General features: G+C 44.9%; 11 protein-coding genes. 4 read left to right on the top strand and 7 right to left on the bottom strand.

What is annotated here, in order from left to right:
- The 3 genes from V5298_RS15765 to V5298_RS15775 all read right to left on the bottom strand — a co-directional run.
- Positions 1–115, bottom strand: a 115-nt coding sequence (locus V5298_RS15765; RefSeq protein ID WP_332932413.1) for a DUF4381 family protein, incomplete at its 3' end; no start/stop codon positions are given.
- On the bottom strand, positions 112–1,059 hold the full coding sequence (locus tag V5298_RS15770) for a DUF58 domain-containing protein (protein ID WP_332932404.1): 948 nt from the start codon (positions 1,057–1,059) through the stop codon (positions 112–114). The genes V5298_RS15765 and V5298_RS15770, both read right to left, overlap by 4 nt.
- A gap of 4 nt (positions 1,060–1,063) precedes the next feature.
- Positions 1,064–2,020 carry a MoxR family ATPase gene (locus V5298_RS15775; protein WP_332932405.1) on the bottom strand — a complete coding sequence of 319 codons (957 nt, stop codon included), beginning with the start codon at positions 2,018–2,020 and terminating at the stop codon, positions 1,064–1,066.
- A gap of 444 nt (positions 2,021–2,464) precedes the next feature.
- On the opposite strand from V5298_RS15775, the gene fadI reads away from it, so the two are divergent.
- Together fadI and fadJ are read left to right on the top strand one after the other, a co-directional pair.
- Positions 2,465–3,775 carry an acetyl-CoA C-acyltransferase FadI gene (gene fadI / locus V5298_RS15780; protein WP_332932406.1) on the top strand — a complete coding sequence of 437 codons (1,311 nt, stop codon included), beginning with the start codon at positions 2,465–2,467 and terminating at the stop codon, positions 3,773–3,775.
- Complete coding sequence (gene fadJ, locus V5298_RS15785) at positions 3,775–5,934, top strand: fatty acid oxidation complex subunit alpha FadJ (protein WP_416351191.1); 2,160 nt, start codon at positions 3,775–3,777, stop codon at positions 5,932–5,934. Before fadI ends, fadJ begins: the two co-directional genes overlap by 1 nt.
- 438 nt (positions 5,935–6,372) lie before the next feature.
- Here fadJ and V5298_RS15790 read toward each other — a convergent pair whose 3' ends face one another.
- The 3 genes from V5298_RS15790 to V5298_RS15800 all read right to left on the bottom strand — a co-directional run bounded on the left by V5298_RS15790 (position 6,373) and on the right by V5298_RS15800 (position 14,213).
- Positions 6,373–6,540 carry a hypothetical protein gene (locus V5298_RS15790; protein ID WP_332932407.1) on the bottom strand — a complete coding sequence of 56 codons (168 nt, stop codon included), beginning with the start codon at positions 6,538–6,540 and terminating at the stop codon, positions 6,373–6,375.
- 231 nt (positions 6,541–6,771) lie between these two features.
- Positions 6,772–11,283 (bottom strand): EAL domain-containing protein, encoded by a 4,512-nt coding sequence (locus V5298_RS15795; RefSeq protein WP_332932408.1) that lies wholly within the window; start codon positions 11,281–11,283, stop codon positions 6,772–6,774.
- 173 nt (positions 11,284–11,456) lie between these two features.
- Positions 11,457–14,213, bottom strand: coding sequence for an insulinase family protein (locus tag V5298_RS15800; RefSeq protein WP_332932409.1), 2,757 nt, complete (start codon positions 14,211–14,213; stop codon positions 11,457–11,459).
- Positions 14,214–14,388: 175 nt separating this feature from the next.
- Here V5298_RS15800 and sixA point away from each other — a divergent pair, with 175 nt between their 5' ends.
- Both sixA and V5298_RS15810 read left to right on the top strand, forming a co-directional pair.
- Positions 14,389–14,907 carry a phosphohistidine phosphatase SixA gene (gene sixA, locus V5298_RS15805; protein ID WP_332932410.1) on the top strand — a complete coding sequence of 173 codons (519 nt, stop codon included), beginning with the start codon at positions 14,389–14,391 and terminating at the stop codon, positions 14,905–14,907.
- Positions 14,908–15,017: 110 nt separating this feature from the next.
- The gene (locus V5298_RS15810; RefSeq protein ID WP_332932411.1) at positions 15,018–15,200 is read left to right on the top strand and encodes a hypothetical protein; all 183 of its coding nucleotides are present in this window, start codon (positions 15,018–15,020) and stop codon (positions 15,198–15,200) included.
- Here the strand turns inward: V5298_RS15810 and V5298_RS15815 are convergent.
- A partial coding sequence (locus V5298_RS15815) for a transporter associated domain-containing protein (protein WP_332932412.1) occupies positions 15,197–15,601 on the bottom strand: 405 nt, incomplete at its 5' end. The two genes, V5298_RS15810 and V5298_RS15815, sit on opposite strands and share 4 nt — an antisense overlap.

Consider the following 15,601-nt stretch of genomic DNA (forward strand, 5'->3'; position numbering starts at 1 on the left):
CTATGATAGCAATGACAACCCACCAACCCCAGGCAAGGGGAAAACTGCTTACAGCTTCAGGAGTATGAATACTTTTTAATTGGGCTAAGGGATTGTTTTGTACAGGTTGATTCATTCTACGCGCCCTCGAAAATTATCTACTTGTTGTTCAAGGGGAAGGCCGGCTGAAATGTCAGTTAAATGAATACGTTTAGTTTTAAACTGCTGATGAATTTGACTGGCGATGTTGTTACGCCATTCACTGTAACGTTTTGTCAAGGTTTTATCACCTAGGGTCCAGCTTTGTGAGTTGATACCATCGGTGACGCTAACTTGCTGGGTAACGGGTAAGTCAGGCAAGGCATTTTCCATGGGATCATAAACCCGGATCGCTTTCATTTCGCAATGACGGGCGAGATGGGAAAGGTGTTGATCAGCACTTTCGCCCATATTGACGAAATCAGAAATAAGATAAACCAAACTACCGGGGCGGGCGATGCGGCGTAAACGCAGGCAGGCTTCATCAAACGCCGATGTGTCCGGCATAGAGACCTGTTGCGTTTGTACTTTTTGTAATTCATGACACAGCGACAGCACTGCGCGCTTACGGGAAAGGGGTTTACATTCCCGATGCATAGTGTCATTAAAGATAACCGCGCCGACTTTATCTCCCCGTTGTGCAGCGCTCCAGCTTAGCATGGCGGCAATGTGCCCAGCCTGTACTGACTTGAGCAGCAATTGGGAGCCAAAATGCATGGAGGTACTGAGATCGCACAGGATAAAAACTGGGCGTTCACGCTCTTCGCGATAAATTTTTGTATGGGTTTTACCCGTACGAGCGGTGACCCGCCAGTCAATGGCACGAATGTCATCGCCAGGCTGGTAGTGCCTGGCTTCATCAAACTCCATCCCTCGTCCTTTTTGACGACTAAGATAGGCGCCAGACATCAACGCCCGTGGCGGCGTTTTGGGGGATAAATTTAGCCCTTTAGTCAGAGATTGATATCGCAACAGTTCTGGCAGGGACAACTGCACACCATCACTTTTCAGTAAACTCAACGTAGAATGTTCAGGGTGCATAATATTAGGGGACTGCTACCAAACTTACGATCTTATCTAATACTTGATCCACCGTGACTCCTTCCGCTTCCGCTTCGTAGGACAAAATAATACGGTGTCTTAGTACGTTATGAACCACAGCTTGAATGTCGTCAGGACCAACAAAATCTCGACCGGCTAACCATGCGTGGGCGCGCGCGCAGCGATCAAGGGCAATGGTTGCGCGGGGGCTCACACCAAAATCGATCCATCCTGCCATTGTGGGATCATAAGCCGCCGGATTTCGCGTGGCCATGATTAACTGCACAAGGTAGGTTTCCAGCTCAGGTGCCATATGAAGCGACAACGCGGCTTTTCGCGCAAGGAATATGTCTTGCTGGGTAAGCGTTGGCGGTGTCTCGCTTTGTTGGCTGAGATCTTCATTGCGGGTTAAGCGAAGAATGGAAAGTTCTGTTTCTGCCTCAGGATAATCAATGCTGACATGCATTAAAAAACGGTCAAGTTGGGCTTCCGGTAAGGGATATGTGCCTTCTTGTTCGAGGGGGTTTTGGGTCGCCATAACTAAAAACAGTGGCGACAAGGCGTAGGTTTTGTTTCCAACGGTTATTTGGCGTTCCGCCATGGCTTCCAGTAACGCAGACTGTACTTTTGCCGGCGCGCGGTTAATTTCATCGGCAAGAACTAGGTTATGAAAAAGGGGGCCTTGTTGGAATACAAACTCACCGGTTTCAGGACGGTAGATATCAGTACCGGTCAAATCAGCGGGGAGCAGATCGGGCGTAAATTGTACGCGGTGAAAGTCACCATCAATCCCATTGGCAAGGGCGTTAATGGCTCGGGTCTTCGCCAACCCCGGAGGGCCTTCCACTAACATATGACCGTCAGCGAGTAGAGCAATTAGCATACTTTGGGTAAGTGCTGTCTGACCAATAATCTGTGAATCTAAATACGTTTGAAGTTGTCTAAATTGCGCTGCTGACATAGTGTTTCAATCCACTTTTTTGTTCTAAAAATAATATTTTTGTTATCGGCATATCAATGATTGTGCCGGTAAAATGATCTTAACCGTGAAAAAACAGGTAACTCAGGTACATAAGACATTGTCAGATATAATAGGGGTTGGATTTTCAGCTTCAAGATGCTGAACCTGTTTTATTATCCACAAAATTAGGCCATTCGCCGATGTTCTGTTGTTGGCGCCGGCGATTCATTCCCCTACATTTAATAATCGAACAGTGTATTAAGCGAATGCTATCTTGAGTGTTTGGTATCACAAAGACAAGCCATGTTTTTACACATTGGTCGAGCTCGCTAATTTTCACGGTAAATGGTTAGTCTTGTTTATTTGCTATTTCGTTCATAGTTTGTAAAAATCAAAGTCTTTACAGGTCAGACCACTGCAGGTCTTCTATCATTTAGGTGCAATATGACAGCTAAACAATCAGTCACAACCCGTCAAGGCGACAGAATCGCTATCGTAGCGGGTTTACGTACACCTTTCGCTAAAATGGCGACCTACTTTCATGGCGTTCCCGCGGTGGACTTAGGAAAAATGGTCGTCAATGAACTTCTTATTCGCCACGGCGTGTCTGCCGATATGGTAGAGCAGGTGGTGTATGGGCAGGTTGTACAGATGCCCGAAGCGCCCAACATTGCCAGGGAAATTGTGCTTGGCACTGGCATGAACGTACATACCGATGCTTACAGTGTATCAAGAGCCTGCGCCACCAGTTTTCAAAGTACCGTTAATATTGCCGAAAGCATGATGGCCGGTAATATTGAAATTGGCATTGCCGGGGGAGCGGATTCCACCTCTGTCTCACCCATAGGCGTATCAAAGAAGCTAGCCCGCGCTCTTGTTGATTTACAGAAAGCCAGATCCATCGGTCAGAAATTGGCCATTATTAAAAAACTGGGCGTGAAGGATTTGCTGCCCGTGCCTCCGGCGGTTGCCGAATATTCGACGGGGCTTTCCATGGGCCAAACCGCGGAGCAAATGGCCAAAAGTCATGGTATTTCTCGTCAAGCGCAGGACGAACTGGCGCATCGTTCACATACATTAGCCGCGGCAAGCTGGAATGAAGGCAAGTTGGATGACGAAGTCATGACCGCCTATGCACCGCCGTTTAAAAGTGCACTGGGTAAAGACAACAATGTCCGCTTCGACTCAACCTTAGCCGGATACAGCAAACTGCGTCCGGTGTTTGATAAGAAACATGGTTCTGTGACCGCCGCCAATGCTACGCCATTAACTGATGGTGCCTCTGCGGTGCTGATAATGACGGAAAGCAAAGCGAAAGCACTTGGTTATACGCCACTGGGCTATATTCGCAGCTATGCATTTTCTGCCATAGATGTGTGGGAAGATATGTTGATGGGGCCCTCCTATGCAACGCCCATTGCTTTGGACAGAGCGGGTATGACGCTAAACGATATTACGCTTATTGAAATGCATGAAGCCTTTGCAGCGCAAACCTTGGCGAATATTAAGATGTTTGCCAGTGACAAATTTGCCCAGGAAAAGTTAGGGCGGCAAAAGGCCACCGGTGAGATAGATATGGACAAGTTTAATGTTATGGGAAGCTCCATTGCCTACGGACACCCCTTTGCCGCCACCGGTACACGTATGATTACCCAAATGTTAAACGAACTTAATCGTCGTGGTGGTGGCACTGGCCTGGTAACCGCGTGCGCAGCAGGCGGTTTAGGTACGGCAATGATCGTGGAGACTGAATAATGAGCGAACAAGAAAATCAACAAGTAACGATGAGCCAGGATAACACCAGTGCCTTCACGTTGACCAAGCAGGAAAATGGCGTTGCCATTTTGACGATGGATGTGCCTGGCGAATCAATGAATACGCTAAAGGCAGAATTTGCTGATGAAATTACTGCCGTACTTGATGATATTGAGAACGACAGCAGTATCAAAGGGGTGGTGCTTTGTAGTGGTAAATCAACCTCCTTTGTTGCTGGTGCTGACATCAGTATGTTGGCCGCGTGCCAATCAAACTCCGATGCCCAAGCATTGGCAAAGCAGGGGCAAGACGTCTTTAATCGCATTGAGAAAATGCGCGCAACCTTTGTCGCGGCCATCCACGGCCCAGCATTAGGCGGGGGGTTGGAATTGGCATTGGCATGTCATTATAGGGTGTGTACCGATTCACCTAAAACCCAACTTGGCTTGCCTGAAGTGCAGTTGGGTATATTGCCTGGCAGTGGTGGAACCCAACGTTTACCCCGTTTAATCGGTGTACAACAAGGGATGAAAATGATCCTCACTGGGGCGCCAGCTCGGGCTAAGCAGGCGAAAAAGTACGGTATTGTGGATGATATGGTGGCGCACAGTATCTTGCTTGAGGTGGCCCAAGAATATGCATTAAAGGGTAAGCCTCAGCGACAAGCGCCACAAAAAGGTATGGTGAATAAACTACTGGAGCAAAACAAGTACGGTCGTAACCTGTTGTTCAAAAAAGCCCGTGAGCAAACCTTTGCCAAAACCAAAGGCAACTATCCTGCACCGACACTGATCCTTGATGTGATTGAAACCGGCATGAATAAAGGGATGGAAGCAGGACTACAAGCTGAAGCTGAGGCTTTTGGCCAATTGGTGATGTCGCCAGAGTCCTTCCAATTACGCCAAATTTTCTTTGCTACCACCCAAATGAAAAAAGAACACGGCGTCGCGGATGTGGCGCCCAATAAGGTGGCGAAAGTAGGCGTACTTGGCGGTGGTCTTATGGGCGGCGGCATTGCTTATGTTACGGCGACCAAAGCGGGCGTGCCCGTGCGTATAAAGGATGTACGAGAGGACGGCATTGCCAATGCCATGAAATACAGTTACGACATTTTAAGCAAAAAAGTAAAAAAGCGTTTCATGGCGAAAAGCGAGATGCAAAAACAAATGTCTATGCTGACCGGTAGTTTGGATTACCGCGGGTTTCAAGATGTAGATATGGTGATTGAAGCCGTGTTTGAAGATCTGGACTTAAAACAACAGATGGTTTGTGACGTGGAGACCCATACCCAGCAAAGTACCATCTTTGCGTCAAATACATCATCGATCCCTATTGCACATATTGCGGCCAAAGCGAGCCGGCCCGAGAATGTCATCGGTCTGCATTACTTTTCGCCGGTAGATAAAATGCCTTTGGCTGAAGTGATTGCCCATGATACAACCTCCGATGAGACAATATCCACCACCGTGGAATTTGCCCGTAAACAAGGGAAAACCCCCATTGTTGTAAGGGATGGCGCTGGGTTTTACGTAAACCGTATTTTAGCCCCTTATATGAACGAAGCGGCGTATTTGCTGTTAGCTGGCGAACCGGTGGATCATGTGGATAAGTCGTTAGTGAAATTTGGTTTTCCGGTAGGACCGGTGAAATTGCTCGATGAAGTTGGCATTGATGTGGGCACAAAGATCATGCCTTTTCTTATTGATCAATTTGGTTCGCGTTTTAAAGCGCCGGACGCTTTCGATAAGATTCTGGCTGATGGGCGTAAAGGGAAGAAAAATGGCAAAGGGTTTTATCTTTATGAAGGTAAAAAGCCGGGTAAAGCCGTTGATGAAAGTGTTTATGGCCTATTGGGCGTTACCCCAAGTTCGACGCTAAACGAAAAGGCAGTGGTAGAACGTTGCGTGTTAATGATGCTCAATGAAGCCGCCCGTTGTTTAGATGAAGGTGTCATTAGAAGTGCCAGAGATGGCGACATAGGTGCTATTTTTGGCATTGGCTTTCCGCCTTTCTTAGGGGGCCCTTTCCGGTATATGGATACCTTGGGTATCGATACCCTTGTCAATAAGCTGACACAATACGCAGAAACCATCGATGCGCGTTTTGCTCCAGCAGATTGTTTAATTGAAAAAGCAAAAGAAAATAAAACGTTTTATTAATGTGAACAAATAGTTAAGACCGGGCTTGGCCCGGTTTTTTTTGTATTTTTTATAGAAAATTGCTGGTTTTTCCATCGCTCATGGGTAAGATTTAGCCGGATTGTTTAAGTAATCGTCAATCTATTGGCGAATTGATATCAGGTACTCTTTAATGGCGTTTACGTTTTTTATATTTGTTGTTTTCTTATGCAGTGGATTTATTTTTTATGTGGAGGCTCTTAAGGCCGGTATGGATCCAAAAAGGTGGGCGCTAGGTGGGCTGATGCTGGGGCCAATGCTTTTCCCTTTATTTAATATGAAGCGCTATTTACTGTGGCGACAAATTGTAGGGTATGGTGGGCCGGTGTTCGGTGCTTGATACCCGTATTGGGCGTAAAAAGAGATAGACATGAAAAAGGCCGGTTAACCCAGCCTTTTTTTCGGAATAAAAAACCAACATTAGTTAGTACTTTGTCCTGGGCATGCATTTAACCATTTGCAAGGCAAAACTTTTTGGTATTGGGTTGTTGCTTCCTGCGTGTTATCTACAGGCTTGGCACCTTGTTCCTCTGCTACTATGGGGGCCGTTGTCGAAAGTACCAGTGCTACTGCATATGCTTTTAACATTTTTATATCCTCTGATTTTATTTAATTTGAACAAACAACACCAATCTTTGTCAGTGTTATCAGAGATATAGCGATATGCGTGCCAAGCTAAGCCAAAAGTCTAGTATATTTTTTAAATAAACACTTTAAGTCTTTAAAATCAATAGGTTATAGCTCTCTATTTTTTAGTCTTAGTTGAGGAAAAATTTAACGAAAGTACTAGATATGATAAAGCGTCAGAAACTTGACTGCTCAGGTATGCTGCCCAATAATGCTGTAAAGCTTTTGATTTTCCTGCAATAATTTTTCAAAACGCTGGGCATTTAACGGCTTGCTGTATAAGTACCCTTGTAGCATTTCACACTCATAGCGTCGGAGGATCGTCAATTGCTTTTCTTGTTCAACGCCTTCAGCGACCACTTTTAGCCCTAAATTATGGGCAATATTAATAATAGCGGCAGTCATATGCCGGTCTGTGCTGCTTTCGGCAATATCGTCAATAAAGGCTTTGTCGATTTTTAAGGTGTTTAGCGGGAAGCGTTTCAAATAAGCCAGAGACGAATAACCGGTTCCAAAATCATCCAGCGCAAGGTGGATCCCTCGATCACGTAGACGTTTCATCAATGCTAACCCTTGTTCCGGGTTTTCCATCAGCGTGCCTTCGGTGATTTCGCATTCTAAATGCAAGGGGGATAAGCCGACTTCCTGCAAGATACGTTCAATACGATCATCGAGGTTGGGTAATGCAAATTGTTTTGCTGAAATATTCACTGCCACCCGGCCAGAAAACAAGCCCGCATTTACCCAGCGCTTGGTATCGGCACAGGCTTTACGTAAAACCCGTTCGCCAATTTCCACAATTTGGCCTGTTTGTTCTGCCAACGGAATAAATTGTCCTGGGCTAACAATGCCTTTTTGTGGATGTTCGAAGCGCACCAAGGCTTCCATACTGACTAATTTGCCCGAGGCAATATCCACTTTGGGTTGGTAGTAAACGGTAAACAAGTCATCTTTAATACCTTGGCGGATCAAATTTTCAATTTGTAATTGCCGTACGGCATTTTGATTCATCTCTCCGCTAAAGAACTTATAGGTATTACCACCATTGTTTTTTGCAAAATACATGGCTGTATCGGCGTTTTTCAGCATTTCCTGTGGCGATTTACCATCCTCAGGATAAAACGCAATACCCACACTGGCACCAAGTACAAACTCTTGCTTATTAATAATAAAGGGCCGCGAGAGGTTATCGAGAATATTTTGTGCAAAATGGGTAATGGTATGGATATCGGCGTGATCTTCCATCAATACACTGAACTCATCGCCGCCTAAACGGTAGCAGGTGGCCGAAGTGCCGGTAATGCGTTGCAGACGTTTAGCAATTTGTTTTATCAACACGTCGCCGGTTTGGTGGCCTAAGGAGTCATTAATCTTTTTGAAATTATCCATATCCAGGCACAACAGGGCATGGGAAGCGGCTTTTCTCACCAGATTTTGATGGCTGGCTTGGAAGAAAGAACGGTTAGGTAATTCTGTAAGGGGATCCGTATTGGCCAGTTTAAGCAGTTCTTTTTCTGTACTCTTACGGGAGGTGATATCTGAAAATACCCCCACAAAATGGCTAATACGCCCGTCATCATCATGAACTGCATCTACATTGAGTTCAAGTTCGTAGCGTTCGCCGTTCATTCGAACGGATTCTACTTCGCCAAACCAATTCCCTTTTGTACGTAGTGTCTTTTTAATTTCTTCGGTAAAGGCTTCGGGATATTGATTAAAATACAAATATGACGCTAAAGCTTGATCGCGACTTTCACCGGTGTAACTACAATAGGCATTATTAACGGAAATAAAGCGGAAATTCGTGTCGGTAATAAAGACCCCTTCGGAAATATTTTCGATGGAGCGCTTAAACAGATTCAGCTGTTCTTCCGCTTCTTTTAGATGATGTATATTTTTTAACGTGCCCGTCATGCGCACAGGCTGTTGGTTGTGATCCCGTTGTACCACTTTTCCTCTATCTAAAATCCAAATCCAGGCATTAGAAAAGGTTTTCGCGCGATAGGCGAGTTCATAATAATCGGATTTCCCTTCAAGGTGTGCTTTTAAGGCTTCTTGAACCCGTAACATATCATTCGGATGAATATTGGCATCATAAGCACTGGTGGTACGAATATTATCTTGGGGGAAATCCAGGGTGCCCCAGGTATTTGACCGGTAAACCTGACCGCGATAGACATCCCAGTCCCAAAGCTCGTCACCGGAACTCCACAAGGTGAGTTTAAGACGTTCTTCTGATTCCTTTATAACCCGCTGACTTTGCTTTCTTATTTGATAGTGACGTAACAGGTAAAATAAAACAAAAATGACGATAAAACTGTAAAACACCAACGCCGCCCCATGGAGCCAGAATGGGCGACCAATGGTAATGTTCAGCGTGCGGCTGTTAGACCAGTCGTTATCCCCTTCTTTGGCTTGAACTTCAAACACATAGTCACCAAAGGGCACATTGTTAAATTGGGCCACACGAGTATTCTCGGCAGGGAACCATTCATCAATGTTGCCGCGCATTCGATAACGATAAATAACGTTTTCGGGGGTGATCGGGTTTACCAGGGCATAAGAGATACTAAATCGCGACTCATCATAGGTAAGGGAGATGGCATCTTTGTGCAATATACTGGTGTGATTTGGTTGTGCCGACGTATTTTCATCCGTTGTTTTATTGCTGCCAAAAACCTGCAATTCAAGTAGTTTTGGTGTGTCGGATACGGATTTATCCAGTACTTTGGTATCTAAATATGCTTTTTTTAGAATGTTAAAGCCTTTTACGCCGGCAAATACCAAAGCGCCATCACCCGTGACGATAGAAGCACTTTCACTAAAATCGTTGGCATTAAGTGCTTCCCTGGGGATCGTTTCTGCATCGGTGAGAGAAAATAAGTCAACTCGGGTAATGCCTAAACGACTGGTATACCAAATCGAGTCGTCTCTACCCTCTGACGAGAATGTGACTCCGTCGTTCGATACTTTTGGTTGTACTTTTTCCACATCAAGGGTGTCGGCGTTGACTTGTATAATGCCGTTGTAAAAGGTGGTGATCCAATAAAAATTGCGCCAAAAATACACATTGACCGCGTTAAAATTTAACCGGTTATTGCGGCCTATATTTTTAACAATTTTGCCGGTTAACGGGTCGAATACCGCAATCCCGTTTTTGGTCGACAACCAAATACGTTCATCGTTATCACTGTATATAGGCGCAAATGCCTCGCTCATGTCTAAGGTGGAATATTCGTGAACCAGCGCCTTATTATCCTTAAGGGAATTTGACGTGGTATTAAATATGTCCGTGGGAATGGATGCTAAGGTGTTGTTTTCTATAGTTAGCCAGATGGTATGATCATCGAAGTACAGACGTTCAACGAAATTATTTTCAAACAATGTTTGTACAAGGTGAAACTTATTATTCTTAATTTCATAGACGCATATCCCCGTCGAGCTGGCTATCCAGAAACGACCATAGTCATCAATAGCCAGATCCCAAAAGTACTCTACTTTATCTGTTAGGTAATAATCGATGGTGCCTAGTTGGCGGTTAAATTTGCCAATGCCTTCATTTTGGGTGACAAACCACAAATTCCCCGCCTGGTCTTCATCAATGGCCCAAATGGTGGAGGAGATATCGGCTTTTTGAAATGCTTTTTTATTACTAAAGGTACGTACGGCACTGAGTTCCGGCTGATACCGAAATAAACCCGCGTAGGTGCCGGCCCACAGTGCACCCCGAGAATCGGTTTGTATGGTAAAGATAATTTTTTGAGTCAGGCCGGTTAAGCCGATAGTCTGGGGGCCGGATGCCACAAAGGTTTTATGTCGGGTGTCGTAAATGGCAATGCCTTCATAGGTACCTATCCAGACTAAATCCCCCAATTGTTTGATAACTGTTGCATTACCAATGGTGATGTCAGAATCGTTTTGACTGTTTCCAATCTGATTAACATCACCGCCGTTAGAAATGGTCACTATGCCATCGTTTGTGGCTAGCCAGTATTCGCCGTTTATAATTTCAATGTCACTTATTTTGCTTTTGTCTACTGCATAACCGTAGGGGTTTGCCTGTTTTAGGGAATAAATTTTGTCGCTATTTTTATTTAAGATAAACGCGCCATGTTCTCTAGTGCCAATCCAAAGGCGATGTTGCTCGTTAAAAATCATTAATATATCGTCAGGTAACGTTGTGCCACGAAAGGCGGGGACAAGCTCGTTACCATCCGGGGTTAAACGATAAATTTGATTATAGGTGCTAACCAGTAAGCGTCCGTTTTCGTCGGCGGTGATGGTGGTAATGTAATCTGACTCAGTCTCCTTTCCTTCAAAGGGTAAGGTATCAAAGTTGTCTTGTTCTGAGTTATAACGGGCGAGCCCCTTGTCTGTACCCACCCACAAGGTACCGTTATCGTCTACAAATAAGTCACTTATCCAAGCGGAGGGCAGGGATTTCGGATCGCTAGGGGTGGGATGATATTGCTTGGCACCGGAGTCATAACCCGTATAACGATGCAAGCCTGTGATTGTGGCAATCCACAAAATCCCATCCTGATCTTCTTCTATATCCAGGATAGTGTGTTCGGAAATGCCGTCTTTTTGGATAATACTTTGAAAATAGATGTCTGTAATAGACACAGCTTGACCCGCTGCCGAGAATAAACATCCGAGCAGCATGGTCAGACATAGAATAGACCAGTTAATGGTTGAGCGCACCAATACACCTTTGGCGATATTATCTTATCGTTATTGTTTATTATTATCGGCAGGGTTCGAACAAACCGAAGTCCCAATATGCCGAAATATGCGATCTGCTACAAGTTTTTTTACCCTAAGGCCTTTTATACGTTTATTAAATAGACACCAAATCCGTTGCACATCGCTAAAACTTACGGCACGGGAAAATAGGGCGTACTTTTTTTTAACATCGCCAAATTTGTTAAACAGCGTTGAGGTGGCGGAGAAATCGAAGGGAAGCCGCCAGAGGCATACAAAATTAATTCACCGAATAGTGTCCGCTTGGCCAGTGCATTGGCGTAATCTTGTATATCAGTAAAAGACATACGATTGATCTCGGCGGCCAGTTTTTGGTTGCGATCGAACTGGGTTTCCTGAGAGCCTAATCCACCCCACAAACGCTGGGATTTCATCGATAGGGACAAGTCTCGCTCTTCTAATTGTTTGAGCAGGTTTTTCTGAATGGTTGACCAATAGAAACGATAAAAATCAATTTCGTTGAGTTGTTCAAATAAAAATGTGGTCATTTCTTTTAACAGAATATCAGGAGCATGGAAGGGGCTTTGAATATAGAACGCCATGCCTGGATGTTGATTATGAGGTACATAACCGGTACCCACCACATAACCGAGTTGTTTTTCTGTTCTCAGCACATTGAAAAAGGGGGCGGCAAGCATTTGTTCTAAGACCATACACATTGCCGTGTTTTTAATGCTGTTACTGGGGGCTTGCAGGTAAAGTACCACCGCTGCATCGGGGTGCTCACAGGGAACTTCATGGTACAGCGCTTCGCCTACGGGTAATTGTGATACCGAGCGGGAAAGGGCTCTACCCGATGCGCCTACCGATGTTTGTGTTAACTGGTTGGCAAAATCACAGGCTTCTTCTTTCGACCAGTTACCATGCATGAAGCTCTCTACGTAATAATGGTTCAGTGCCGAAGAGCAGGTATCGAACATGGCATCATAGGAGCAGTTTTCCACGGCCGTTAATAACTCTATGGGGGCTTGGGTATTACGCTGAACAATGACGCTTAATCGAGAAAAAAGCCGGTTTGTTGGTTTGTTCATTAAGGCATTTTGCAGACTTTGGATCTGCATGTTTTTTACCCGCTCAAATTGCTGCTCATCGGGCATGAATTCATGAATGGTTTCGAGCAGTTGTATTGCCAGTTTTGCCTGATGATTCGAAAAACCACGAGTATGAAGGGTAAAACCCGCTTGATGACCATAAATGCGATAATGTAACCCTGCAATTTCGGCCCGATAATATTTTGCCTGCAAATAATCATTTAATGCCGACAACCAAATACGCTTGGCGGCCACGGCGTGAAGATCATCGGTTAAGGCCTGGGTATCGAAGGACACATAAATGTCCCCTTTAGGATTAAGAAATACATCGTCTTGGGCAAACCAGAACTTCATGTGTGGTGTATCAACAAGGGTTTTAGGTGACAAATAGTCCGGTTCGGGCAATGTCACATGATAATCCATACCTAAATAAGGATTTGGCGGCGGCAATGAGAGTGCATCGATTTCAGGGGGGTGGCGCAATGCCTCAAGTACCGATGATGAAAGGGGACGCATTTGATACTTGGCATCATAATGCTGACACGTGGTATCCGTGGGTAACCCTTGTGCAATCAGCTTAATCCGAATATTGTCCGGGGTAAAATAGTTGAGTGCCTCGGTAAGTTTTTCTTTATCGAAATTGTCGATGAGATTTTTAAATTGCCGTATATCCTCTTCTTTATAATAAAAGAGGTGCTGTGAATATTCACAGGCCATGGTCATAAGTTTGGGATTATCTTCAAATTCAAGGGCGAGGGTACCTAGGTGGGCCTTTTCCTGATAGCGCCACGTTTCCCCCAAAGAATGACGAATGAGGGTGATGTAAGAGAAAAGGGCTTCCAGTATTCTTTGCTTGTTTTCAATCCCCCCTTGGGTTAACTGAAAGCTAACGTTAAAATCTTTAAAGTCTTTCCCTTCTATTCCACTGCCGGCAATAAGATTCGTCACCCAGTTTTGACTTTTTAAATAGGCCAGTAGACTGCCTTCACCTTCATCACCGAGCAAATGACTTAAATAATTAAGGGGCTTGGTACGAAAATCATGGTGAAGACCCGGTAACGCAAAGGTCACGATCATACGTCTGGCGGATTGCAAAGGCTCTATATTAATTTCCACCGCCAGCTGGGCTTTGGTATAGAGCGCAGGCCAGGATTCAGGGGCACTTTTACCGCTTTTAATGGCAGAAAAACTTTGGCTAATGAGCTTTTTAACCGTTTCGGCTTTTTCACTGGTAAACAGGGTTAACCCCATGTTTTGAGCTACGTAATATTGACTGTGAAAAGCGTGTAGTTGTTGATGCAATTGGGCTTCCGGCAGGGCACGAAATATTTTCGCATTGCCTACTGAAAACTTACTGAAGGGATGCGCTGGATTCGCGGTTTCTTTGTGAATTTGGTACAAACGGCGTAAATCATCCTTGCGCTTAAACTGAAACTCCGCGTCAATGGCATTGATTTCTTTATCCAGCGTGTCTTTATCAAGCAAAGGTAGGCGCAACATATCACTGAAGGCTGGAAGCAGCCGCTCAAGCTGATCACTGTGGCAATTAAAATGGTAATTAGCGAATTCAGTTCCCGTCCAGGCATTGATGGTGCCGCCGGCTTTTTCTACCATATCGTTAATGCTGTTCGGTTTCGGCAAATGTCGGCTGCCTAAGAACATCATGTGTTCTAGCAGGTGAGATAAGCCGTGGCAGCAATCGGGATCATAAAAATGCCCCGCTTTTACTGACATAGATACAAAGGTAGAAGGGGTAAGATTGTGCTCGCATATCATGATGCGAAGACCATTATCAAGGGTGATAAATTGTGCCTGTTCCAGGTTTATTGATGTTGTCAAAATGCTCTCTTTATAATCTGTTTTACTGCATTTTTCGGGAATACCCACTACAACATGTTTCCCTGTTCATCTACTTACGACTTTTATTGGCCTAAAGTCGTGTATATTTATACTAGGCTAGTCTGACTGGGTCTGCTAAGGTTAGACTGAAGTCTTTCATCATATTCATTAAGTTATGCCACGTCAAAAAACCAACGATGACACGTTAATGTTAATCATGCGGCACGGTGAAGCACAGTCGCTGCGTATCGATGACAAAAGCCGTCAGCTTACTGAACATGGTCGACACCAGGTGTCACAGTCGGCACAGTGGCTTATCGAGAATTATTGTCGCCATCGTAAGATTGAGCTGGCCTTGGTGAGCCCTTATCAGCGCACCCGTCAAACTTATGACATTTTAAGTGTGGATTTTGCTATTGCCAAATCCATGCAAACTGAAGATATCGTACCGGAAGCTAATCCTCAGCTTGCCCATGACTATATCAACACCCTCATTACCACCTCTCAGGCAAGATCGACGCCTGTATCCACTTTACTGCTGGTAAGCCATATGCCCTTTGTCAGTTACTTTGTAGACGAGGTGTGCGCTTCGCCGATAAACAGCCTTTTCGCCACAGGCTCAGTGGCGGTTGTCAGTTACAATGCGGTTGCCCGTAAAGGTAGATTACTCGGTCACTATCAGGGAACGGTATAGTTGGTGTGTAAATTATTTCAAAAGATTTTTAAAACCACTTAAGAATGTCGTTTTTCGTCCGATAACCACTTTAGTGAGGGGTGTATTTGACTGCGCGAGGCAGCATTCTAATGGCAACAAAATCTATTCCTGATATGCTGCGGCGGTCGCTGGAAAGTCATATGGCCGAAGCGGATCTCAGAAATGATGACGAGTTAAAAGAAATTATGGGCAAACTTGCTGCGTTGTCATCAAAAGTTGCCGCAGCAAAGGCTCAGGCCCTTGCCCGTCGGGCAAAAATGAAAAAAGATTAGTGTTCGTTGTTGCCGTCATTAGAGGCCACAAAGTACTCTGGCAGAATACGTACCGTTTTAATCATATTATCTTTAATATCAACAATTTCCATAGGATAACCCGAGAGCCTTACGCTTACCTGATGCTCTGGGATTTCTTCTAAATATTCCAGTATCAGCCCATTTAAGGTTTTTGGCCCATCTAAGGGTAAATGCCAGTCCATTTCTTTGTTTAAATCCCGCACATTGGCACTGCCATCCACTAGCACACTGCCGTCTTGCTGAACGTTCGCCTCTTTACTGTGATCCGGTACCATGGATGTGGTGAAATCGCCCACAATTTCTTCGAGGATATCTTCAAGGGTCACCAGTCCCATGATGTCGCCATATTCATCCACCACAAGGGCGATACGCTCTTTTTC

The organism is Alteromonas sp. 14N.309.X.WAT.G.H12 (assembly GCF_036697315.1).
GTDB lineage: Bacteria > Pseudomonadota > Gammaproteobacteria > Enterobacterales > Alteromonadaceae > Alteromonas.